General features: G+C 62.2%; 22 protein-coding genes. 17 read left to right on the top strand and 5 right to left on the bottom strand.

The genetic code is table 11. From position 1 onward, the window contains the following. Positions 1–862 precede the first annotated feature (862 nt). From FHW84_RS16925 to FHW84_RS16935, 3 genes are all read right to left on the bottom strand, one after another. Entirely contained in the window at positions 863–4,960 is a 4,098-nt protein-coding gene (locus tag FHW84_RS16925) for an RHS repeat-associated core domain-containing protein (protein ID WP_167257144.1), read from the bottom strand. Positions 4,961–5,659: 699 nt separating this feature from the next. Next, entirely contained in the window at positions 5,660–6,670 is a 1,011-nt protein-coding gene (locus tag FHW84_RS16930; protein ID WP_167257145.1) for a phage portal protein, read from the bottom strand. Then, positions 6,670–8,430 (bottom strand): terminase family protein, encoded by a 1,761-nt coding sequence (locus tag FHW84_RS16935; protein ID WP_167257146.1) that lies wholly within the window; start codon positions 8,428–8,430, stop codon positions 6,670–6,672. Before FHW84_RS16935 ends, FHW84_RS16930 begins: the two co-directional genes overlap by 1 nt. 149 nt (positions 8,431–8,579) lie before the next feature. Between FHW84_RS16935 and FHW84_RS16940 the strand changes: the two genes are divergently transcribed. From FHW84_RS16940 to FHW84_RS16990, 11 genes are all read left to right on the top strand, one after another. Next, on the top strand, positions 8,580–9,404 hold the full coding sequence (locus FHW84_RS16940) for a GPO family capsid scaffolding protein (RefSeq protein ID WP_167257147.1): 825 nt from the start codon (positions 8,580–8,582) through the stop codon (positions 9,402–9,404). 38 nt (positions 9,405–9,442) lie between these two features. Then, entirely contained in the window at positions 9,443–10,468 is a 1,026-nt protein-coding gene (locus FHW84_RS16945; RefSeq protein ID WP_167257148.1) for a phage major capsid protein, P2 family, read from the top strand. A 38-nt stretch (positions 10,469–10,506) separates the two neighbouring features. Next, positions 10,507–11,184: a phage terminase small subunit gene (gene gpM, locus FHW84_RS16950; RefSeq protein ID WP_208399834.1), complete on the top strand. Its 678-nt coding sequence runs from the start codon at positions 10,507–10,509 to the stop codon at positions 11,182–11,184. 94 nt (positions 11,185–11,278) lie between these two features. After that, positions 11,279–11,758 (top strand): head completion/stabilization protein, encoded by a 480-nt coding sequence (locus FHW84_RS16955; RefSeq protein ID WP_167257150.1) that lies wholly within the window; start codon positions 11,279–11,281, stop codon positions 11,756–11,758. Then, positions 11,758–11,973, top strand: coding sequence for a tail protein X (locus FHW84_RS23295; protein WP_343203617.1), 216 nt, complete (start codon positions 11,758–11,760; stop codon positions 11,971–11,973). The genes FHW84_RS16955 and FHW84_RS23295 overlap by 1 nt, the downstream gene beginning before the upstream one ends. 2 nt (positions 11,974–11,975) lie before the next feature. Beyond that, positions 11,976–12,329 (top strand): putative holin, encoded by a 354-nt coding sequence (locus FHW84_RS16965; RefSeq protein ID WP_167257152.1) that lies wholly within the window; start codon positions 11,976–11,978, stop codon positions 12,327–12,329. A 3-nt stretch (positions 12,330–12,332) separates the two neighbouring features. Continuing rightward, entirely contained in the window at positions 12,333–12,656 is a 324-nt protein-coding gene (locus FHW84_RS16970; protein ID WP_167257153.1) for a phage holin family protein, read from the top strand. After that, the gene (locus FHW84_RS16975) at positions 12,653–13,213 is read left to right on the top strand and encodes a glycosyl hydrolase 108 family protein (protein ID WP_208399835.1); all 561 of its coding nucleotides are present in this window, start codon (positions 12,653–12,655) and stop codon (positions 13,211–13,213) included. The genes FHW84_RS16970 and FHW84_RS16975 overlap by 4 nt, the downstream gene beginning before the upstream one ends. 3 nt (positions 13,214–13,216) lie before the next feature. Continuing rightward, a complete protein-coding gene (locus tag FHW84_RS16980; protein ID WP_167257155.1) occupies positions 13,217–13,711 on the top strand; it encodes a hypothetical protein in 495 nt (164 codons plus the stop codon). After that, on the top strand, positions 13,704–14,111 hold the full coding sequence (locus tag FHW84_RS16985) for a phage tail protein (RefSeq protein ID WP_167257156.1): 408 nt from the start codon (positions 13,704–13,706) through the stop codon (positions 14,109–14,111). The genes FHW84_RS16980 and FHW84_RS16985 overlap by 8 nt, the downstream gene beginning before the upstream one ends. Then, positions 14,108–14,566: a phage virion morphogenesis protein gene (locus FHW84_RS16990; protein ID WP_167257157.1), complete on the top strand. Its 459-nt coding sequence runs from the start codon at positions 14,108–14,110 to the stop codon at positions 14,564–14,566. Before FHW84_RS16985 ends, FHW84_RS16990 begins: the two co-directional genes overlap by 4 nt. Before the next feature lie 47 nt (positions 14,567–14,613). Here FHW84_RS16990 and FHW84_RS16995 read toward each other — a convergent pair whose 3' ends face one another. Then, positions 14,614–15,864, bottom strand: coding sequence for a HEPN domain-containing protein (locus tag FHW84_RS16995; protein WP_167257158.1), 1,251 nt, complete (start codon positions 15,862–15,864; stop codon positions 14,614–14,616). A 65-nt stretch (positions 15,865–15,929) separates the two neighbouring features. Then, positions 15,930–16,403: a hypothetical protein gene (locus FHW84_RS17000; protein ID WP_167257159.1), complete on the bottom strand. Its 474-nt coding sequence runs from the start codon at positions 16,401–16,403 to the stop codon at positions 15,930–15,932. 355 nt (positions 16,404–16,758) lie between these two features. Here FHW84_RS17000 and FHW84_RS17005 point away from each other — a divergent pair, with 355 nt between their 5' ends. From FHW84_RS17005 to FHW84_RS17030, 6 genes are read left to right on the top strand one after another with little or no spacing between them, the layout of a single operon-like run. Continuing rightward, on the top strand, positions 16,759–17,346 hold the full coding sequence (locus FHW84_RS17005) for a phage baseplate assembly protein V (protein ID WP_167257160.1): 588 nt from the start codon (positions 16,759–16,761) through the stop codon (positions 17,344–17,346). Next, a complete protein-coding gene (locus tag FHW84_RS17010) occupies positions 17,343–17,696 on the top strand; it encodes a GPW/gp25 family protein (RefSeq protein WP_167257161.1) in 354 nt (117 codons plus the stop codon). The genes FHW84_RS17005 and FHW84_RS17010 overlap by 4 nt, the downstream gene beginning before the upstream one ends. Further along, entirely contained in the window at positions 17,693–18,709 is a 1,017-nt protein-coding gene (locus FHW84_RS17015; RefSeq protein ID WP_167257162.1) for a baseplate J/gp47 family protein, read from the top strand. The genes FHW84_RS17010 and FHW84_RS17015 overlap by 4 nt, the downstream gene beginning before the upstream one ends. Beyond that, positions 18,702–19,247 (top strand): phage tail protein I, encoded by a 546-nt coding sequence (locus FHW84_RS17020; RefSeq protein WP_343203618.1) that lies wholly within the window; start codon positions 18,702–18,704, stop codon positions 19,245–19,247. Before FHW84_RS17015 ends, FHW84_RS17020 begins: the two co-directional genes overlap by 8 nt. A gap of 1 nt (position 19,248) precedes the next feature. Beyond that, positions 19,249–21,060 carry a hypothetical protein gene (locus FHW84_RS23100; protein ID WP_208399836.1) on the top strand — a complete coding sequence of 604 codons (1,812 nt, stop codon included), beginning with the start codon at positions 19,249–19,251 and terminating at the stop codon, positions 21,058–21,060. Continuing rightward, positions 21,061–21,603: a phage tail assembly chaperone gene (locus FHW84_RS17030; protein WP_167257164.1), complete on the top strand. Its 543-nt coding sequence runs from the start codon at positions 21,061–21,063 to the stop codon at positions 21,601–21,603. The last annotated feature ends 1 nt before the right edge of the window (position 21,604 follow it).

The raw sequence follows: 21,604 nt of genomic DNA on the forward strand, positions 1-21,604 counted from the left end.
CAAAGGTAACCAAAAGGTAATTTCTAAGTAATCTGATTACCTTTACTGACGGTAATTTTTCACTCACACATAGTCGTTTAGATTCAATCGCTTAACGGCCACGGGTAACTTCGATTACCCTCAAATTACCTTTTTAGATGACCCGCATTATCGTTTCTCATCAATTGGTTAGGGCGTGACTGAGGTTCCGGGTTACCTTCATCACCTTTTCCCGCGCCCAACCTTCTGGCTACTCACATCGTGTGCCGTGCCAGCGCGCAGACCCGTAAGTAGGTCAGCACACCCTCAGGCGCATCAATTCGCATCGCCGACCCGACCCCATACGTCGTCCATGAGCCAGCACCACGCCTCAGTCCGAGACGCTGCGTCAGCTGCATCAAAAGAGAAGGGGGAAGTGCGCAGGCGAGGAGGGGGGACGACAGCGCGCGCCGGGCACAGGCATTCGCCCTTTTTACTGCCCACAAACGAAAGAACCCCGCTTTCGCAGAGTTCGTTCAATGGATTCGTGGACCCTTCCAGATCAACGATGCTCCGCAGCTAATTTCTGACCTCCATGAGGACACGAGGACACGAGGACACCAAGGAGGTATCGCGCTAACGGTTTTGAAATACGACCGCTCAGCAGACGGACAACTCAGAACCTTTGCGCTCTAGGCCTGCGTTGGCGCCCTTCGCTTGAGATACTTAATGCTCAAATACAACGCCGGTACCCAATATGCCGCGGCGAGATAATAATTCGTCCAGACGCCCCAGGCTCGCGACTCTCCTTGAATAAGAATAGCAAGAAGGTACGTAATGAATAGCCCGATAAAAACAATGACGTAGGAGGCTATGAGCACTTGTATGACACGAGAAATTCTATTCATTGTTCGCATCCGCAATGGGTTATGACTTGCTCAACAATATTACTGCTTCCAACCGTCACGGTATAACCCGCATCGAAACCGGTTTCAAAGCCAGGGGAAAACGCAAAAGCGCCTGACTTCGCGGGAGGCTGCAATCCACGCCCATTTCCGCCCAACTGGACCCCCGACACGGCATACCCTATGACACCCCCAGCGAGACCTACGTTATGGATAGCGAAAAATCCCTCTAGTACTGAAGGATCTACATGATCTAGGCGGTCATTAAGCGTAATAGTTGAAGTCGCAAAACCCAGAGGCGGAAGGCCTTTGATGCCCAAACCAGCGCTAGGACCACGAGCGTCAACTACAACATGCGCCTTCACTCCATGCACACATTCGGAATCGAGCTTGAATCTGAAGACAGACCCGCCCACGCCGCCAACTAACCCAACGGACTCCACAGTTCCACTCCAGGCCACGAGCCCTAGTGGATCTACGTTAGTGGCAGGATTTCCAGCAACGTAGGCATACGTATTGATGCCACCGCTCTGCCCAATCGGGTCACTTTGAATATATCGACCGATGGACGCCTCATAATCTCGATTGATGTTGTAACTCAGTGTCGATTCGGCATCGTAATATTGACCAGAAAACCGAAGATTGAACGCATAACCTGCGGGACTAGCCGGCTGTTGCTCACCGAACGGGTTACCTTGAAATGGCCACTGCCATACAACGGCCCCGCCAGCGTCCGCAATCGCCCTCGGAGTATTGAGGCCATCAGCATGCACATAGCTCACGCTGCTAACACCACCACTCGTATCAACCAATGCGACGGGCAGATTGTCTAGCCAAACATAGCTTCTGCTCGCAGCACCATACTCACCGGCAATCTGGCTGTTCTCATCGTAAATGAACCGCTGAGTGACAGAGTTTGGAAAAGTTGCCGTTTTACCAACGCGCTGCTCAAAAGCGTTATAGACGTAGTTGGCAACAGTTTGCCCGTTACGCTGCACCACCGTCATGCGATTTCGGTCATTGTAACCGTAGCCATACGTGCTGCCGCCGGCTGCATTCCCAGTGGTGTTGCCGTTGGCGTCGTATGTCCGAACGCCGCTCCCAATACTCGTCAGCCAATGAGTGCCCGATTGATAGCCGTAGGTACCGGTCGCCAACCCGCTAGCAGCCTTGCTAAGACGATCCCCCGTCCTATTGTAGGTATACGCTTCAATCACTTGACCCTGCGCGTTCTTTACTGTCGTCAAGTGATAGAGCAAGTCATAGCCGTAAGTCTCCGCGGCCGGATTGGCACCCGGAGCAGTGCCCAACGCTGTGATATTACCCATGGCGTCGCGGGCAAAGTGAAGGTTCAACGCTGGGCTTACGATGTCTGTCACTGCGTAATTGGCGTCGTAGGTACGTGTGATCGTCTGGCCATTGCCCAGGGTGTAACTAGCAATGGGGCCAAATGGGAGATAGCTCACATTGGTCACCGCATTGCTCACACTGGAGCTACCCGGCAACTGCACGCCAACAGAAGTTATGCGCCCGGCACCGTCACGCCCATACTGAACCGATGTGCCATCAGGCGTGCGAGTGGAGGCAAGACGGTCAGCCAGAGTGAAGGTATAGCTGATCGTATCAACATTCGTACCTTGGGTCTGACGCTTCAGCACTGCGTTACCGCGAGCGTCGTAACAGTAGACCGTGGTGACCGCGGTCTCCACTACGCTAGTCAGGCGACCGATGGGATAAGAGCCGACGCAGCCGGTAACGGCATCGGCCTCGTCATAACGATAGCTGACGTTAAAGGCGCTATTTGGATAAGTCGTGCTGATGGTCCGATTGAGCGCATCATAGGTGCTATGACTGACGATACCCTTCGCGTCAGTTGCCTGGATACGATTTCCTGCAACGTCATATTGAAAGAGAGACGCCCCTGTGTCAGGGCTTTGCACCCCTGCTCGATTACCCAGCCCATCATAGCTGTAGGCCGTGTTGAGCAAGCTTGGGTCTTTGATATTTAGCAGCTGATCTTGCGCATCATACGAGAACACTTTCTGCGCATTCCTCATGGAGGTGTCGGCGCCATTCGTGTTGTCGAGCGTCGTGACTAAGCGATGCAGATTGTCATAGGTTTTTTTGTACTCCACGCTCAGCCCATCGGCGTTATGCGACAGGTTTCCATTCACGTCGTAGCTATCGTCGAATGTTGCGTCAAAGACAACATGCCCCTGACCATCGGTGATGCCCAGGAGCTGCCCCATCGTGTCGTAGGTGCGGCTCAATGACCGGCGCAGAGTCCCGCTCGGATCGAAGGTCTCCTCCTTCGTCCGATTCCCTGCCTTGTCGAGGGTGTAATGCATCCGATCGTTGAGTGAATCAGTGACATCGGTAAGGCGATGTGCCGCATCGTAGGTGTAAGTAACAACCACCCCATCAGGATCTGTGCTCTTGATGAGGTTTCCTACCGCGTCATAGTCCATAACCGTGCTTGCGCCAGCGACGCTTTTTGTTTTGAGCCAGCCTCTTGGCGTATAGGTATAGTCAGTGAAGACTCCATTGGAATCTTTCTGACGAAGGATGCGTCCGCTCTTGTCGTACACCAGAAAGGCCGTGGCGTGCCCCAAAGGATCCGTCACCAGTGCCAAATCACCAGCACGATGGCACGCCCCACCCACCGTGCCACAACCTGACTCATCGGTTGAGAGGTAGTACGCGTAGTGGGTGACATCCGACACATCGGTGCGCGGACCATCCACGCTCAACAGCAACCCCAATAACGGACACTGCGTCCCATCGACGGCCGTGCAATAGGTATAGGTCGACCGACGCACGCCCGCCGGAGGCGTTCCTGAAAAAGAGCAAACGTAGTTCGGGGCAACGGCGGGATCGACATCACACTGCGCAATCGTTTGCCCCGTGGAGTTGTAGACCCAAGAGGCCAGGGCTACTTTATTTCCCGAGGCATCAAGTACCGTGCGAGTAAGTGGGAGGCGAAGACCGGTGTCCCAGGTGGTATTGGTGGTGCGCTGATCCTGCGTGCCCGAGGCCTCTACTAGCTTCGTCAGAAGACCGTTCGCATCGTACGTTGTCGCGGAGCTAACGTTATTAAAATCAGACCGGCCTGCCGGATACCCATTTGCGTCGTACGTCACCGACGCAGATAGCTTGTTACACAGAGGGCCACAGTACTGCGTTGTCGAGGTAAAAGGCCGATACCCGCCAGCCACGGTGCCATAACCCAGCGTTGCCACGAACCCAAGCGGATAAGTCACGGCCGCCTGGTTCCAAGAGTCGGTATATTTCAGACGGACTTCTTCTGCATGAAGCGCCTTGTTGGCCAAAGCAACGCGCCCATCGCTGTAGTACTGCGTATTCTGATAGCGAACACCCAGTTCATCCACCATACCTGTCATGGCGTTGGGAATGCTGACCCCGTCGAGGACGAGGGACGGCTCGTCATAGACGTACTGGCGAGTCTTGGTATCCGGGTATTGAACAGACGAGAGACGATTAGTGGTATCAAACCCGTAAGTCAGCACTCCTCCGTCAGGCAAGCTCACCTGCTGTAGATGCCCATTGCCGTCATATATAAAGCCAAGCTGCCTTCCGCTGGGATCAGTGACGCTGATTAACAATCCTGCGCGCGGCGCGATACTTGCGGGGGTCTGAGCTGTGCTGTAGCTGAGAAGCGCAGATCGGCCCGAGCTATCAGTGATTGATCGCAGCAGCCCATTGCTATCGTACTGCTCGATGAGATGAGCATTCGCAACCTTAAAGGTGTAGCCAATGACGGCTCCTTGCGTATCTAAAACATCGGCGAGCACGTCTGGATTGTTGGAGCTGGTCGTCCAGCCCGTCGAACTCTTGGAGAAATTTTCTTGCTTTCCGTCAGGCCGCATGACGGTGGCAGCTTGCGTTCCATCTTGATAGCTCACCAGATCGACCCGACGGTCAAAGCTATGACGCCATCCTAAACCCAGGGTAAGGGCACTCGCCGCCGCGGGAGAGCTATTGTAAAAGCGACTGAAGGTGAGCCACGGACTTCCCGTAAAGTCATCTTCTTGTTCGAACTTGTTACCAATGGCGAAGTTGACGGGATCGCCCACCATGTTTGGGCCGTCAGCTCCTCCTAGCCCTCCATCGCAAGGGCAACCTCCGCCCAGATTGGGACCGGGGTCGTAGTTATACGTGCCCAGTGCCCATATTTCGAATGAGGTGTACGAGTACTGGCCACCGTTACCGAAAACCACGTTGCATGGAGCCCCATTCGGGGGAATAGTGCCTGTAAATCCGACGTCGGCGACGACATTGGGACCGTGGGTCGTGTCAGGTACGACAAAGTAGCTGCAGTTCGCCGCAAAATCCGGGTTTTGCCGCATGAAGGCAATCCCGGCCTGAATCGCCTCACCCATAGTGCTGTACGGCGACCGATCTGGAGGAATGCCTGCTAGGCCAGCGAGGTGGATGTAGGGTGGACCACCTGCCCAAACTGACCCGCTTACGGCTAGGAGGAGCAAAAGCAGTCCAAGCCGCCTCAATACCGCAAATCCTTGCGACATCACGATATCCCCTTGGAACGGTGATCGACCCGAGCAACGAATATTCTGCGAAACGGTCGAATCCTATCGCGGCCAAGCTCACAGCAATTGTAAGAACTCAACACCGGGATCTGTAAGTCTTGCCCTACAAGCTACCCGGGCATATTCAAGCGCCCGCTCCAAAACGGGTCTAGCTATGCCATGCTGGGCTACAAGCAATTTGCATACGGCCAAGTCTTCCTCTTGCAAAGCAATAGCTCATGGCTAGTTTCACCCGACGCCTTTGAAGCTAAAAATCTTCACTCCCAGCGAATCGTTCAAACCAAGCATCCGAAAGATCAGCGGATCGATCTCGTTCTCTCTGAATACGTCCCTCGCCTTTCCCACGTCGCCAAAGCCTCCGGCGTTGATGGGAATCATCCCCAACAGCTGTGGCGGCACTCGGTGCGCCGCAAGAATGTCATCCCGGCTCGCATTCTTGATCGACGCGAAATCATCCTTAGCCGCCACTTCGCTAATCGGGATCAGCTGCAGACCGTCCTTCTTGCCACTCGGCGCGTACATGAAAAGGTTGCGGAAGTTACCCGGCCCCTTTGCACCCTTGAGGGCTTTACGCAGGTTGTCGACGTCGTCAGGATTCTGCGCCGGATCGGTCATGTAGAGGATGAAACCCGCATGCGACCCGTTGTCGTAGTACTTGCGCCGGAACAGCGTGGCGGAGCGATTGAGCTGCGCCGCATGCAGCGCGCTCAGGTATTCGGGGATACCGTAGATCTCTTGCCGCACGTCCGGCGCCTTCATCTGCACCACCGGCCGCTCAAACTGGAAAGCCTGCCCATTCAGCGGCGCAAACCAAAACGTACCCTCTTCGACACCGCGACGCGTGAACAGCGCCGGTGTGTGCCTGGTCCGCAGCAATCGGCCCGATAGCGCCTCCTCGCATTCCAGATAGGCTTGGCCAAAGGTGAGGTAATCCATAGTGAAGGCTTCGAACTCCGCCACCGACAAGTAGCGCGACGGCTGGAACGCGGAGACGAGCAGGTTCCGCTTAACGTAGATCGCGGACGAGTGATGGGGCGCAATCTGCAACATGTTGGCCAGGCCAGTCAGGCTCACCGGCGGCTCATACCATCGACTGTTATGCCATACCTGCACGTAGTCCAACAGATTGGCCCGGTCGATCGGTTCCGGATCGCCGAAGGTGAACGCTTCGAAGCGGCCGCCGGCTGTGGTGTCCTTCGTTATTTCGCTGCGTTGCGTGCCGCGCTTGCGCTTGCCCATTAAAAAATCTCCATGACGTTGTGGCTGTGGGCCGCGCGGCCTTCCAGCGGCTCGTAAATAAGGGAGTGCATGACGGACCAGGCGAGATCCGCATGACCCACGTCCGCCGAGCGGCTGGCGTCATAGGTCACGTGGCGGCCGCTGGCCGTCATGGTTTTGCGGATGGCCATGAAGGCCGCGGCGAGATCGGTCCAACCGGCATCCCACTCCAAGCGGCCCTTGCCCATGACGTCCTGGGTCTTCATGACCATTTGCGCCTTGGTTTCCGGGGAGTACTGGATCGCCCGCGCCATGGGGAAGAACTGCTTCACCAGCTGGTAGACGCCCGTCCCCATACCGGTGGTGTCGATGGCGATGTCCGCCACGCGGTAGCGGTCGCACAGCCCCTTGATGTTGCCGGCCTGGGCATCGAAGTCCTGGCCGGGCCATTGGAACTTCTCCAATACGCGGAACGTATCCCGCTGCCGCGTGGGCAGCGCATTGACGGTGCAGCCGGAGGGGTCACCGCCCGTCGCGCCCTTCGACGGATCGAAGCCAATGGACACTTCGGCATCGCCGACCGGCCGCGGCGCGTAGACGCGGAAGTCGTCCCACGCATCCCAGCTGTCCACCATGCAGCGCTTGACCAGGTTGAACGGGAACACCGACGCGCTGTCGTCAATAAACGCGCACATGAACAGCTGCTGGAACTCGTCGTCGCCGTATTCCAGCCGCAGCTGGTCGATGTCGAACAGGTCGCAGCCGCCGGCCAGCGCGTCGATCACCGAGACGATTTGACGCCACTGCCCGTCTGCGCAGAACAGACCCGCGGCGAGGGCCGCGTGCGAGATATCGATATCGACGCGGTCGGCCTTGGCGCGCCCCTTGTTGAACTGCGCACCCGACCAGAACGGATAGGCGTCGTGGCTGAGCGACGACGGCGTCGAGAAATAGGTCTGCCGCCACTTCTTATGGCTGGACATGCCCGACGCCACCTTGCGCAGCGTCTGGAAGCTATGGACCCAGAAGTATTCGTCGAAGTACAGATTGCCGTGATAGCTCTGCGCCGTGCGCGAGTTCGTGCCCAGGAAGTACAGCGTGGCGTCATTGGGCAGGATGAGCGGATCGCCCTTCAACTCGATCTCGGCCGCATCCTTGGCGAACTGCGTCAGGTACTGCCGGAACACGTCCGCCTGCGCGCGGCTCGCCGACAGGAAAATCTGGTTCCTCCCCGTCTCCATCGCATCGACCAGGGCTTCGCGAGCGAAGTACCAAGTCGCGCCAATCTGGCGCGATTTGAGGATGTTACGGATGCGCCTTTCCAGGCCTTGTTCGTGCCAGGTGCGCTGGTAAGCGAACAACGAATCCAGAAAAGCTTCCCGTAGCCGTGCGGCTTGCTCCGGGCTGTACTCGTTGCGCACCGGCTTGCGCCGCGCCTTGGAGTTGCGGTTGGCCACCGCGGGGTTGAGGTCGCCTTCGTGCCCACCTGGCGCTTCGTAGCGGCGCACCCGCGCCAGGCGCTCAATCTGCCGTGTGAGTAGATCGATCTCCTTGTAGTCGCCGCCACTCTTGGGCTCTTTCATGATGAGCTGGCACAGGCGCACGTCCAGCTGCATTTCCACGCGATCAATGGAGCGTGCGGACGCCCACTCGTCGCGTTGCTTCCACGATTCCACCGTGGCGCGGGGCAGCACCAGGTGCTGCGCAATCTCAGTCACACCCCAGCCTTGAAAGAACAGGCTGCGCGCGTGTCGTCGGGGATCCATCGTCGGTATGAGCATGCGCGACAGCGTAGGGATGCCCCGTCAGTGCTTCGCGCTGCCTTCGTTCTGCTGCATGCCATGCAGAACAAGCGCGCGTTGCCGCGCTCTGCGTGCGTCCCGATGCTGGCCGCCTACCGACTCACCTCCCTTCGCATCGAGGCCCACGCATGCCCGCACCCGCTAAGAAATCCAAGAAGTTCCGCATCTTCACCGAAGGCGCCACCGTCGATGGCCGCGTGGTCGAACGCGGTTGGATCAGGGACATGGCCGCCACCTACGATCCGGCGAGGTACCGCGCCGGCATCAATATCGAACATATCCGCAGCGCCCTGCCCGACAGCCCCTTCAAGAACTACGGCTTCGTGGATGCACTGGACGCGGCGGAAAACGCCACCGGCAAGCTGGAGCTGTTCGCCACCATCACGCCGAGCGATGACCTGGTGAAGCTGGTCGGCTCCATGCAGAAGGTGTTCACCAGCGCAGAGGTGTCGCCGAAGTTCGCCGACACCGGGCGCGCCTACCTGGTCGGCCTCGCGGTCACCGATACACCCGCGAGCCTGGGCACGGAAATGCTCAAGTTCACCGCCCAGCATCCGGAGTCCAGTCCGCTCACGGCGCGCAAGCAACACCCCGATAACGTGTTCGGCGAAGCGACCGAGACGGTGATTGAGTTCACCGCCGAGGACGCGCCCAAGCCGAGCGTGCTGGCGAAGGTGCGCGAGATGTTCCGCCGCAAAGACGCGTCCGACGACGCCCGCTTCACGGACCTGGCCGCCGCCATCGAAGAAGTGGCCGAGCACGGCGAAACACAGAGCACGCAGACCGCGCAGATGTTCCAGACCGTAGACGCCACGGTGGCGAAGCACACGCAGCGCGTGGACGAACTCACCCAGCGCCTGGATGCCATCGAACAGAAGTTCCACACCACGCCCGCGCCGGCCGCCAATCGCCCCCAGGCCAACGGTCCCGGCCTGATGCTGACCGAGTTCTGATCGTCGCCCCGCGCCTTCCACACCGCTAAAGGACACCCATGAAGAAACACACCCGCTTGGCCTTCAACGCCCTGGCCGCACAGATCGCCAAGCTCAACGACGTACCGAGCGCCACCGAGAAATTCGATGTGCAGCCCTCCGTGCAGCAGACCATGGAGAACCGCATTCAGGAGTCCAGCGACTACCTGCGCCTGGTCAACGTCCAGCCGGTGACCGAGCGGATCGGCGAGAAGCTGGGTCTCGGCATCAAGGGGCCGTCGGCCAGCCGCACGAACACCAGCGGCGGCAAGCGACGCAATCCGCGCGAAATGCACGACCTGGACGCCAAGCCCTACGAGTGCTTCCAGACCAACTTCGATACCTCCATCCGCTACGCCACCCTGGACGCCTGGGCGCATTTCCCGGACTTCCAGCCGCGCGTGGCCGGCGAGCTGGTCCAGCAGCAGGCGCTGGATCGCCTGATGATCGGCTGGAACGGCACGAGCGTGGCCGCGGATACCGACATCGACAAGAACCCGCTGCTGCAGGACGTCAACAAGGGCTGGCTGCAGGTGCTGCGCGAGCAGGCGCCGGCGCAGGTGATGAAGGAAGGCAAGGCGGGCGCCGGTGAGGTCCGCATCGGCCCCGGCGGCCATTACGCCAACCTGGATGCCCTGGTGTACGACGCGATCCAGATTCTGGCGCCGTGGTTTCAGGAAGACACGGGCCTGCGCGTGCACGTGAACCGCAAGCTGCTGCACGACAAGTACTTCCCCAAGATCAACCAAGAACAGCGCGCCACCGACGAGTTGGCTACCCAGGTGCTGGTGAGCCAGAAGCTGATGGGCGGCCTGACCGCGTTGGGCCTGCCGTACTTCCCGGGCACGTCGCTGTTGATCAGCCGACCGGACAATCTGTCGATCTACTACCAGACCGGTGGCCGCCGTCGCCTGCTCAAGGACGAGCCGGAATACGACCGTATCGCCGACTACCAGTCGAGCAACGACGCCTATGTGATCGAGCGCCTGCGTGGCGCGGTGCTGATCGAGAACGTCGTGCTCGGCAACTGGACCCAGGCCCCGTAAGGCCCGCCACGATGCCCTCACCTGCCATGGAACATCTAATGCGCGTGCAGGCCGCCCAGGCGACCGCGAAAGCGGCGCCGGGGGCGGCGGTGGACAGCGCCACCTCCCACGCCCATGCCCTGATCCGCGCGAAGCTCGACACCGACCGTCGCCGCTTGAAGCTCCTGCAATCGGTGGAGCGAAAGATCGAGGCCAAGCGCGAACTGCTGCCCGACTACGAAGCCTATGTGGACGGCGTACTGGCCGGCGGCCAGGGCGTGCAGGACGACGTGCTCGGCTACGTCCTGTGCTGGCGTATCGATGTGGGCGACTTCGCCGGTGCGCTGCCGATTGCCCGCTACGTGCTGACGCACAACCTATCGATGCCCGACCGCTTCCAGCGCACCACCGCCACGCTGGTGGCGGAGGAGCCGGCTGAGCAGGCGCTCAAGGCCCACACGACCGGCAAGCCCTTCGACGTGGCCGTGCTGCGCGAGGTGATGGACATCACCGCGCCCTACGACATGCCCGACCAGGTGCGCGCCAAGCTGCACTTCGCCCTCGGCCGCCTGCTCGCCGAGACCGAACCCGGCGAGGCCCTGGTGTACCTGCGCCGCGCGGTGGAACTGCACGACAAGGTCGGCGCCAAGAAAGACATCGAGCAGCTGGAACGCCGGCTGCGCCACCTTCCCGGCGATAGCGCCGCCACCGAACCGCCGCCGCAAGGCGGCCCCTGAGCCTCCCCCTGGCGCCGCGGCGGCACGGGTGGCGAGGGTCGCCCACGGGCGAACACTGACCCACCCGTCCACCGCCGCATTTGAAGAGACCCCTATGGGCACCCTGACTGGCAACGGCGGCACGGCCGCCACCCCTCCCTCCGACGACGGCCCGCCGATCCGCAACGACGGTTTCTGGCCCGATATCGACCTCGGCGCCCTGCGCGCCTCTACCCGCCTCACCGGCAACGTCACGGCGGCGCGCCTGCGCACCGCCGCTATCGCCGCGGTTCTGTTCATCAATCCCCAGCTCGCCGCGTTTCGCGCCACGAAGATTGCACAGGGTTGGGTGTCGGCCGCGGACATGGACGAGACCATCGACGACAAGTCGGTCCTCGTGCAGCGCTACCTCCGCGCCGTCGCCTGCAGCGTGCAGGCGGACCTCGCCGAGCACTACCGCGATTGGGACACCACCCGCGCGGGCGATCATCGCGCCGAATCGGAGACCACGGCGGCCGACGAGTTCCGGCGCAACGCGCAATGGGCGCTGGCCGACATCCTGGGCCGCGCGCGCAACGTCGTGGAGCTGATCTAGTGCCCGCGGTGCGCTCGCTCCAAGGCGACACGGTGGACGCGCTGTGCTGGCGGGAGCTGGGCGCCACCACGGGCGTGGTGGAAGCCGTGCTCGAACGCAATCGTGACCTGGCCGACCTCGGCCACGTCCTCCCGACCGGCACCGTCGTGCACCTGCCCGAACGCTCGCCCGCCACAGCGACACCCATCCTTCCTACCCAACAGCTATGGGACTGAGCATGACCGAACCGGCCAGCACCTATCTCCTTGCCGCCGCGGTCACCGCCACGGCTGCCACCACCGCGCTGCTTCCCGGCATCGACGGCGACGCCCTCGTGGGCGCGCTGGCCGGCGGCACGCTGTACGTCACCAGTGCGCGGGACCTGCCGCCGCTGCACCGCGCCGTCTATCTGTTGGTGAGCACCGCTGCGGGCTACTTCGGCGCGCCGGAGCTGCGCGGCCTGCTGCCGCTGCAAAGCAACGGCCTGGCCGGCTTCCTCGGTGGCGCCGTCGCGGTGACGGTCGCCACCCAAGCCATCGAGCGGGTGAAGACCCTCGATCTCTCCTCCCTGTTCACCAAGCGCGGAGCCTGACCCATGTCCCAGCTCATTACCCCAAACGCCTGGCCGCTGATCCAGCTGATCGCGTGCCTGGTCATCGCCTGGCAGTTGGCGATGTACCGCCGCGGCGGCTCGCCTCATCGCCGCGGTGTAGCCTGGTTGGCCTGGCTGCTGGTGGTCGGTTGTCTGATGACGGCGGTGAAGCTCCTATGCGGCGTGCGACCGCCGCCGGGGCCGCTGGAAGCGCTCGGATGTGCCGCGCTGGCCGTGCTGCTCACCGGGCACCGTGGCGACCTGGCGCATACCCTCCGCGCCATGCGGGACGCCGCGCGCGCCGTACATCGTCGGGTGCGCCGGTGATCGCGCTCGCCGAACAGCGCATCGAGCGCCTGCTGTCGGACCTGATCGACGTGGAAGGTGGCTACGTCCACGACCCGGCCGACCGCGGCGGCGAGACCCGGTGGGGCATCACCGTCGCCACGGCGCGCGCCCACGGCTACATCGGCCCGATGGCGACATTGCCCGAAGCGACCGCCCGCGCGATCTACCGCACGCAGTACGTGGATGCGCCTCGCTTCGGCGAGGTGGTCGCCATCGATCCGGAGATTGGCGCCACGCTAGTGGACATCGGCGTCAACATGGGACCGGCGGTCGCCGCCCGTTTCCTGCAACGCTGGCTCAATGCGTTCAACGACACCGGCACGCGCTACGCGGAGCTGGTGGTCGACGGCCAGGCGGGCAACAAGACGCTCGATGCGCTACGGACTTTCCTGCGCTGGCGTGGCCCGATGGGCGCTGCCGCCTTGCTCAAGGGCATCCATAGCTCCCAGGGCACACGCTACCTCGACATTACCGAAGGGAACCCTTCGCAGCGACGCTTCGTGTTCGGCTGGATCACGAACCGGGTGGGGACGTAGGCCATGCGTTATCTCCTCATCGTCCTGCTTGCCCTGCTCGCCCTGGCCGCTGGCGTAATGCGCTGGCAGCAAGACCACATCCAACGACTGGCCGACGATGTAGCCAAGGCACAAATACAAGCGGTCATCGCCGGCTTCGAGACTAGCGCGGCGCGCGCGGATGTTCATGTCATTACCCAGTACGTGGACCGCGAGCGCGTGGTTCGCCAGGTCATCCACACTATCCAGCGCGAGACGCCCCGCTATGTCACGCCCCGCACCGATGCTGCTTTTCCTCTCCCTGTCGGCTTTGTCCGCCTGCACGACGCCGCCGCCGCGGCCGACCTGCCCGGCCCTCCCGGCGCTGCTGATGCGCAGGCCTCCGGCGTTACAGCCTCTGACGCCGCCGTGGTCATCGCCGGCAACTACGGTACCTGCCACGCCATCCGCGAACAGCTCAATGCGCTGATCGATCGTTTGCAGATGCCGCCTTATCGCGAGGCCGCGTTGGATGAATAAACCCGGCCGCCTGCGCGAGGCGCTGATCCGCGGACTGCCCGATCTCGCCCTCGACCCGCAGAAACTGCTGATCTTCGCCGAGCGTGGCTCGGTGGTGGCTACCGGTGAACCGGGTGAGAGTTGGGAATACGCTTACCAGCTGACGGTGATCGTGCAGGATTTCGCGGGCGACATGGACGCACTCACGGCCACCGTGTTGCGCTGGCTCGCTGCCGAGCAACCGGATTTGCTGCTTAGCGCCGAAAGCCGACGCAACGGCGTGCGGTTCGAGGCCGAATTGATGACGACGGAGCTGGCCGATGTGCAGTTCCAGCTGGATATCACTGAGCCGGTGATGCGCCGCGGCGAGGGCTTCGAGCATCCGGCGCCTCCACCCGCCGATCCGTCGGCGTTGTGGTGAGCAGCGATCCGCTACGCCAATTGGACGAATGGGCCGGCGCGCTGCTGGCCAAGTTGGACGCGCCTACGCGGCGCACCCTCGCCGTCACCATCGCGCGGGAACTGCGCCGATCCCAACAGCAGCGCATCGCCTCGCAGCACGATGCGGAGGGCTCGTCCTTCGTGCCACGCAAGCCGCGGCTGCGTGATCGGCGCGGGACCATCCGGCGGCGCGCGGCGATGTTCACCAAGCTTCGCACCGCGCGGTGGCTGCGTATCGCCGGCACACCCGATGCCGCCGAGGTGGGCTTCTCAGGCCAGGCGGCGCGCATTGCACGCATCCACCAAGAAGGCCTGAATGATCGCGCCGCACCGAATGCTACCGAGATTCGCTATGCGCGGCGCGCACTTCTTGGCTTCACCAGCATCGACAGAGAATGTGTGCGCGACCTACTACTACAGCACCTATGGCGATGACGGTGTAGCGAAGTGTGACGATGCCAAAAACGCCCTCGCAGACGCCCTTAGCTCACAAGCAACTTACTTTCCTTTTGAATAATGCGAAGGCATATCCACTGAAGCTTATATAGCATGTCCTGCTCGCGCTGCATGAGACGATCGAATCCGGTATGAACAATCTTTGATCGAAGCTTATATATTTCTCGAAAATCGTCGAGAAAATTTTCGCGCTCATCATGATTGTTACTTATGAGGTATGCACAGCGGTTGGCGAGCATCGTCGTGAGCCCAATCCCATCCTGGCCATCTTCTTCCCCGAGCATAATCTCCACCGCAACAGTCGCTCGGATGTACGCATCAAGAACATTTTCGCTAGCAAAACTATCGAAGTACCACTGACTGCCCCGAAGAATGAGCTCATTCTTCTTTGTCCGCAGAATAAGTGCTATCGCCTTCAGGTTGGTAGCCAGCCAGCTACGCGCCTGATCCGCGTTAGCTATGTGCCCATCGAGGAAATCGAACTGAAGCCTTTCAATGGCACGCGCCACGGTTCTATCAAGGGAGACTTGCGATACGTACTTCCATTCATTGCCACTCAACGCATGCACGAAGCCTGGTGAAGAAAACTTTTCACCCATCCACTCAGGTCCGACACGCCATGCGCGATGCGCAGATCCCAGACCTAGTATCGATCGGCATAAAGCGCTTGCCCCCATAGACGCCGCTGTCGGTGTGTACCTATCCACAAATCCATCAATAAAAATTTGTAGATAGCATGTCTCTGAATCCATGCGAGACGAGAACCCCAAGAGAGAGCTTAAAGCACTTCCACCAACCGCATCCATCGGAAATGTTTTAACTACATCATCCGTTCCAAAGGTTACTACGACGCCATCACTAATATTGATCACCTCCTTTGGGTCAAGGTACTGAGCAATAGACTTCGGGAGCGTGTAGGTGAACACGCATCGCACGGGCATTGCGCGAAGCTCGGTGACGTAGCTCACAGCCAGCTCAGAGACATCCCCACCATAAAGGCTCGTGAGCGGTACGTTCCTAGCGTCGCCGTCGTACTTTGCCCAATCGTTTAAGTCTCGCTGGACTACAGACTTGAGGAACGTAGCAACTGGGGCATGGTTGATATACCCCTCCAGTTGACGAGACTTATCTGCTGGAAGAACTTTATCCAGGGCACTCCACACCTCTGGCTGCGGATAGTCGATGATGGCGTTATAGGAACACGTCGTCTCGACTAACGCCTGTTCAACGAGCTTGATCAGCTGCTTGACGCAACCATCGTGAAGTTCGATTGGCATCCCCCCTCCTATTTCGCTGCCCTGTCAGAACAAAGTTCCTCCGACACGACTCACTATTGACGGCTTTACACCCATCCCAACCATTTCGCTGCACCAGCGGCGACCACGGAGGCGAGGATTCCAAAAAACCATCCCATGACTTTCTTAGACGGCGCCCAACGGCCAGCCTTAAAGCCAGGCGGCCCCTTGATAAGCACGTGCGTCACATCTTCACCAGCGCCCTCAATGTCCTCAGGCTCATAGCCACCCCCGAAACCTATAATAGTGAGGCCACCGCTCGTGCGATTGAATTCATCTATCCTGGCTTGATCGGCACGGTTAATTTCCGCCCGCTCGACCTCGTCCGGATTGTTGGTCCTTACAATCTTTAGCGAACGGATTTCAGCCGGTGAAATGAGATCACTTCCGCAGAAAAACCCCGTACCACGCTCGTACGGCAAGATGAATTTTTTCCGCAGATCAGCCGCAGATATATCCGAGAATAGGCACCGGAATTTATCTCCTGAGCCCACTTTTGCAATGACGTGATGGTAGGTCATGTTATCGGCCATAGCTGTTAGACATTCGACCCTTTGGGCCGGGTTCTTCATACGGCGCCTGTTAATCGGGGACAGCTCAACGCCATAGCGTTAAGCAATCTCCGCCCAACCAGTATAGCCAGCCGGCTTTGCCAGCAAACAAATCCCTCCAACGGACTAGATCTGAATGGCCCTCTTAGCCTCTACGGGCTAACAGCGGGCAAGAGGCCATCGGCCATCCCAGGCCGTATCCGAGAATGCTCGGCAACTACCAGAAACCTTTGTCAGCGCGGCTGCGTCAGCCAACGTTCTGAACTCCTCATCACAGAACAGTCCCTACGTGCCTTGCGCGCCGTCCTTCCGCAGCATGCAACGCATGCACGAGGACCCCACGCAACTCATCAACCTGATCCGCTACGGCACCATCGCCACCGTCGATGTGGCAAGCGCGCGCGTAGTGGTGTCGGTGGGCGGCCTAGCCACCAAGCCCATTCCATGGCTTGCTCCACGTGCCGGCGCCACGCGCACCTGGTCACCGCCCACCCCCGGCGAGCAGGTACTCGTGCTTTCTCCCGGGGGCAACCTCGGCGCCGCCGTCGCCTTGACGGGCATCTTCTACGACACCTTCGCCATACCTGATGGCGCCACCTCCGACAACGTGGTGATCGCCTTCGGTGATGGCGCCGTGTTTCTGTACGACCACGCTACGCATCTGCTCAAGGGCGTGCTTCCAGCTGGCGGCCGCGTGGAGCTGACGGCGCCCGGTGGCTTCCACCTGGTCGGCGATATGGATATCGACGGCGCTTTCCACGTTACCCAGGCGGCGACCTTCGACGCGACGCTGCATACCGCGCAGGACATCACCACCGACACGGACGTGAAGGCTGGCGATATCAGCCTGCGCAGCCATCCGCACGACCAGGTGCAGCCAGGGTCAGGCATGTCGGGCAAGCCGCAGCCATGACCGGCATGTCACGCACCACCGGCGCCGCGCTGCCGGAGATCGACCACATCGCCCAATCCGTCGCGGACATCCTGACCACGCCGCTGGGCAGCCGCCTAGCGCGCCGCACCTACGGCAGTCGCGTCTTCGACCTCCTCGATGCGCCGGCCAACGCGGCCACGCGCGTGCGTCTGTTCGCCGCCACCGCCACCGCGCTCATGCGCTGGGAGAAGCGCCTTACCGTGCAGCGCGTCGCGCTGACGGCCATCGACGGCCTGCAGGGGAAGTTCGCCCTCGACATCGGCGGCCGCCTCGCCACGGGCGCCGCCGTGTCGCTGAGCGTGCCTTTGACCCGAGGCGCTACGGCATGACCAGCGCCATCCAGCTCGACCGCCTGCCACCGCCCGATGTGGTCGAACCGCTCCACTACGAAACGGTCCTAGCGAAAGCCAAAGAGCAGTTCGCCGCGCTGTGGCAGCAACAGCAGAAACGCGACGCCTCCCTGCCCGATATCGACCTGAGCCGCGAGTCCGAGCCGGTCGTAAAGATCCTGCAGACCGTCGCCTATGTGGCGCTGGGCCTGCGTCAGCGCGTCAACGATGCCGCGCGGGCTAACTTCCTGGCGACGGCCCTGGGCGCGGACCTCGACCACATCGGCGCCTGGTACGGCGTCGAACGACTCACGCTGAGTCCCGCGAAGCCGACGCTGGCCATCCCCGCCGTGATGGAATCCGACGACGCCCTGCGTGAGCGCATCACCCTCGCACCGGCCTCGTTCTCGGTGGCCGGTCCCGAGGCGGCGTACGTTTTTCACGCACGCAGCGCGTCGGGCGACGTGCTCGACGCCAGCGCGATCAGCCCGCAGCCGGACGACATCCGCGCGGTGGTGGCCGACGTCCTGGCCCGCCACGATGCGACGCCGGCCTTGGTCGCCGACATGCAGGCGGCTCTGGCCGCCGCGCGCTGGCCCGGTGAGGTGATCGTGTCGGTGTTGTCGCGTCAGGGCAACGGCCAGGCCGACCCCGCCCTGCTCGCCGCCGTGGCCGACAACGTGAGCGCCGACAACGTGCGGCCGCTCACCGATTTCGTGACCGTGCAGTCGGCCGACATCGTGCCCTTCCAGGTCCGCGCCACCCTGTGGACCTACGCCGGCCCGGATGCCGATATCGTCCGCGCCGCGTCGCGCGCGAGCCTCGATACGTACCTTGCCGAGGCCAAGCGCCTGGACCGGGATATCACGCTGTCCGGGCTCTATGCCGCCTTGCAGGTGGCCGGCATCCAGAACGTGGAGCTTGAAGAACCGCGCACTACGCTGGTGATCGGCCCCACCCAAGCGGCGCACTGCACCGGCGTGGAACTGGCCTATGGGGGCATCGGTGGATAGCCTCCTGCCGCCCAATAGCACGCCGCTGGAACGCACCCTCGAACATGTCACGCTGAACGCGCTGGACGTGCCGGTGCCGCTGCGCACGCTCTGGAACGCCGACACCATCAGCGGCGAGCTGCTGCCATGGTTGGCCTGGTCGCTAAGCCTCGATAGCTGGAAGAGCTATTGGTCCGACACGGTCAAGCGCAACCGCGTGCGCCAGGCCATCGACATCGCGCGCCGCAAGGGCACGTCACAGTCCGTGCGCGATGTCGCTGCCGCCTTCGGCGGTGCGATCAGCATTCGGGAGTGGTGGCAAACCGAGCCCAAGGGCGTGCCGCACACCTTCGACGTGGTGCTGACGCTGACGGGCGACGACGGCGCCGAAGCCAGCGCCGCCTACGTGGACGACGTCATCGCCGAGATTCGCCGCACCAAGCCGGCCCGGTCGCACTTCACCTTCACCCAGGGCTTGCAGGCCCGTGGCCGACTCGGCGTCGCCGCCGCGGCCCGGCCTGTCGCCTATGCGCATCTGCAATTCACCGGAGCCGCCTGAGATGGCCCTCACTCTCACGATCACGCCCGCCGGCCGCGCAGTGCTGGTCAACGCCCAAACCGATGGCACTCGGGCCGTACGCATCGCCCGCGTCGGGCTGACGGCCACGGCCTTCGTGCCGGGCCAGTCGCTACCGAACGAGATCAAGCGCCTGGCGGCGGTGGCCGGCGGCGCCACCGCGAAAGACACCGTCCACGTCACGGTGACGGATGCGAGCACGGACATCTACACGGTGCGCGGCTTCGGCTGGTACCTGGACGACGGCACGCTGTTCGGCTCTTACGGCCAGGCCAATGTGATCGTGGAGAAGTCCGCGCAGTCCACCCTACTGCTGGCCACCGACGTGCAGTTCACCGACGCGGACGCTGCGCAGATCACCTTCGGCGACACCACGTTCAATAACCCGGCAGCCACCCTCGACACGCTGGGCGTGGTGAAGCTGGCCGGCGAGGACGACGCGACCGCCGGCACCGATACGCAGCGCGTCGTCACGCCGAAGTCGCTGCTCGCCGCGCTGAACGCTCGCCTCGGCGCCGCTGCGCCCACTGCGTTCGTCAAGAAGCTGCTGGGACTGACCACGGCCGCGGCCTTCCGCGGGGAGTTGGGCCTCAAGAGCGCCGCCCTGAAAGACGACGGCGCCGGCAACGGCTTGGACGCCGACACGCTCGACGGCCAGCACGGCGACTACTACCGCGCCTGGGCCAACCTCACCGACAAGCCGACCACGTTCACGCCGAGCGCGCACGCGCACCCGTGGTCGGAGATCACCAACCCGCCGGCCCAGGCGACCCGCTGGCCGGCCTGGTCGGAGGTGACGGCCAAGCCCGACACTTTCACCCCGGCGCCGCACTCGCACGCCTGGTCGGACATCAACAACCCGCCCATGCAGACCCAGCGCTGGCCGGCCTGGAGCGAGGTCACCGCCAAGCCCACTACCTTTGCGCCGTCGGCGCACACGCACGCCATCGGCGACGTGACGAACCTGCAAACCGCGCTCGATGCCAAGGCGCCGACGCAGAGCCCGGTGTTTCAGGGTTCCGTCGTGGCCGCCGGTGGCGCGGTACAGATCGGCGCGGCCGGCGGCGCGTACGCCACCCTGAAGAACGACGGCACTTTGGCGTTGAACGGCGGCACCGGCTACGCCCTCGCACGCATCGGCGCGAGCAACACGTCCGTCGGCACGCGGCTGACCAACGGTCTCATGCCGTCGATTGACGGTATCTCCGGCACGGGCCTCGAAGGCTCGCCGCCCCTACTCGTCGCCAACGGCGGCAATGCCTCCGCCTCGGCGGTGATGGCCTTCCTACGCGAAAGCGTCGCCGGTGGATTTCTGGGGCTCGACACCGACAACGTGCTCAAGTGGGGCGGCTGGACGATGGGTCCCGCGCGGCGGGTGCTGCACGACCGCATCCGCGACGCCGCACTCGACGGCACCACCTGGGTGGAAGACCTGCGCGTGGTGGGCAATCCCGTGTGGCACAGCGGGCAAATCTCATTCGCCGCCCAGGGCAACGGCTGGATGAAGTTCCCCAACGGCTTCATGGTGCAGTGGGGGACGTATCTCTCCGATGTGCCGTGGAACGAAGGCACCGGCCCATCACTTGGCTTTCCCATGGCCTTTCCGAACGGCTGCCTTTGCGTGCAGCTCACCGACTACAACACCAACGTCGGCGGTGCGCTCTGGCAACAGTACGACAACACCGCCCAGCTGACGGGCTGGGATCGCACGCACTTCACCTCCTACATCCAGTACCCCGGCGGCGCCAACGCCAATCGCTGGTGTGGGCTGACCTTCTTCGCCCTGGGGTACTGAATGGCCTACTTCTACGACATCGTGCATGGCGGCTTCTACTGCGACGCCGTGCATGGCCCACGCACGGTGCTGGTGCGCGATCCCGACTGGACGCCGAGCGATGGCCAAACGCTCGCCGATGGCCCGCTGATCGAGCAGGCCAATCCGGACTGCACGCTGCCGCCAGCTAATGATCTGGTCGTCTTGAGCGAAGACGCCTATCGCGTGCTGCTGGACGGCCAGAGCCACGGCAAACGGATCGTCGTCCACGACGGCGCGCCCACCCTCGCGGATCCACCGCCGCCCACCGCGGAGCAGATCGCCGCACGCCTGCGCGCCCAGCGCGATACCTTGCTCGCCCCGGTCACCGATGCCCTGCAGCGGCACGTGCTGCAAACCACCTATGCCCAGCCGACCACGCTGACCGATGCCGAGGCGTCGGCGCTGGCGACCTATGCCCAGGCGCTGCGCGATGTGCCGCAGCAGCCGGACTTTCCGCACACCGTGGTCTGGCCGGACGCCCCGGCACCGACCGACACCATCCCCGCCACTCCCGAGGCCTAAC

It is taken from the genome of Dyella sp. SG562 (assembly GCF_011759495.1).
In the GTDB taxonomy this organism is placed as follows: Bacteria; Pseudomonadota; Gammaproteobacteria; order Xanthomonadales; family Rhodanobacteraceae; genus Dyella_D; species Dyella_D marensis.

Coding starts and splice junctions, on each gene's coding strand:
- FHW84_RS16945 (WP_167257148.1), top strand. CDS start 9,443: ATGAAGAAACACACCCGCTTGGCCTTCAACGCCCTGGCCGCACAGATC.
- gpM (WP_208399834.1), top strand. CDS start 10,507: ATGCGCGTGCAGGCCGCCCAGGCGACCGCGAAAGCGGCGCCGGGGGCG.
- FHW84_RS17015 (WP_167257162.1), top strand. CDS start 17,693: ATGACCAGCGCCATCCAGCTCGACCGCCTGCCACCGCCCGATGTGGTC.
- FHW84_RS17005 (WP_167257160.1), top strand. CDS start 16,759: ATGCACGAGGACCCCACGCAACTCATCAACCTGATCCGCTACGGCACC.
- FHW84_RS17000 (WP_167257159.1), bottom strand. CDS start 16,403: ATGACCTACCATCACGTCATTGCAAAAGTGGGCTCAGGAGATAAATTC.
- FHW84_RS16925 (WP_167257144.1), bottom strand. CDS start 4,960: ATGGTGGGCGATCCCGTCAACTTCGCCATTGGTAACAAGTTCGAACAA.
- FHW84_RS16985 (WP_167257156.1), top strand. CDS start 13,704: ATGAATAAACCCGGCCGCCTGCGCGAGGCGCTGATCCGCGGACTGCCC.
- FHW84_RS16935 (WP_167257146.1), bottom strand. CDS start 8,430: ATGCTCATACCGACGATGGATCCCCGACGACACGCGCGCAGCCTGTTC.
- FHW84_RS16955 (WP_167257150.1), top strand. CDS start 11,279: ATGGGCACCCTGACTGGCAACGGCGGCACGGCCGCCACCCCTCCCTCC.
- FHW84_RS16930 (WP_167257145.1), bottom strand. CDS start 6,670: ATGGGCAAGCGCAAGCGCGGCACGCAACGCAGCGAAATAACGAAGGAC.
- FHW84_RS16995 (WP_167257158.1), bottom strand. CDS start 15,864: ATGCCAATCGAACTTCACGATGGTTGCGTCAAGCAGCTGATCAAGCTC.
- FHW84_RS16965 (WP_167257152.1), top strand. CDS start 11,976: ATGACCGAACCGGCCAGCACCTATCTCCTTGCCGCCGCGGTCACCGCC.
- FHW84_RS16980 (WP_167257155.1), top strand. CDS start 13,217: ATGCGTTATCTCCTCATCGTCCTGCTTGCCCTGCTCGCCCTGGCCGCT.
- FHW84_RS16940 (WP_167257147.1), top strand. CDS start 8,580: ATGCCCGCACCCGCTAAGAAATCCAAGAAGTTCCGCATCTTCACCGAA.
- FHW84_RS17030 (WP_167257164.1), top strand. CDS start 21,061: ATGGCCTACTTCTACGACATCGTGCATGGCGGCTTCTACTGCGACGCC.
- FHW84_RS17010 (WP_167257161.1), top strand. CDS start 17,343: ATGACCGGCATGTCACGCACCACCGGCGCCGCGCTGCCGGAGATCGAC.
- FHW84_RS23100 (WP_208399836.1), top strand. CDS start 19,249: ATGGCCCTCACTCTCACGATCACGCCCGCCGGCCGCGCAGTGCTGGTC.
- FHW84_RS16970 (WP_167257153.1), top strand. CDS start 12,333: ATGTCCCAGCTCATTACCCCAAACGCCTGGCCGCTGATCCAGCTGATC.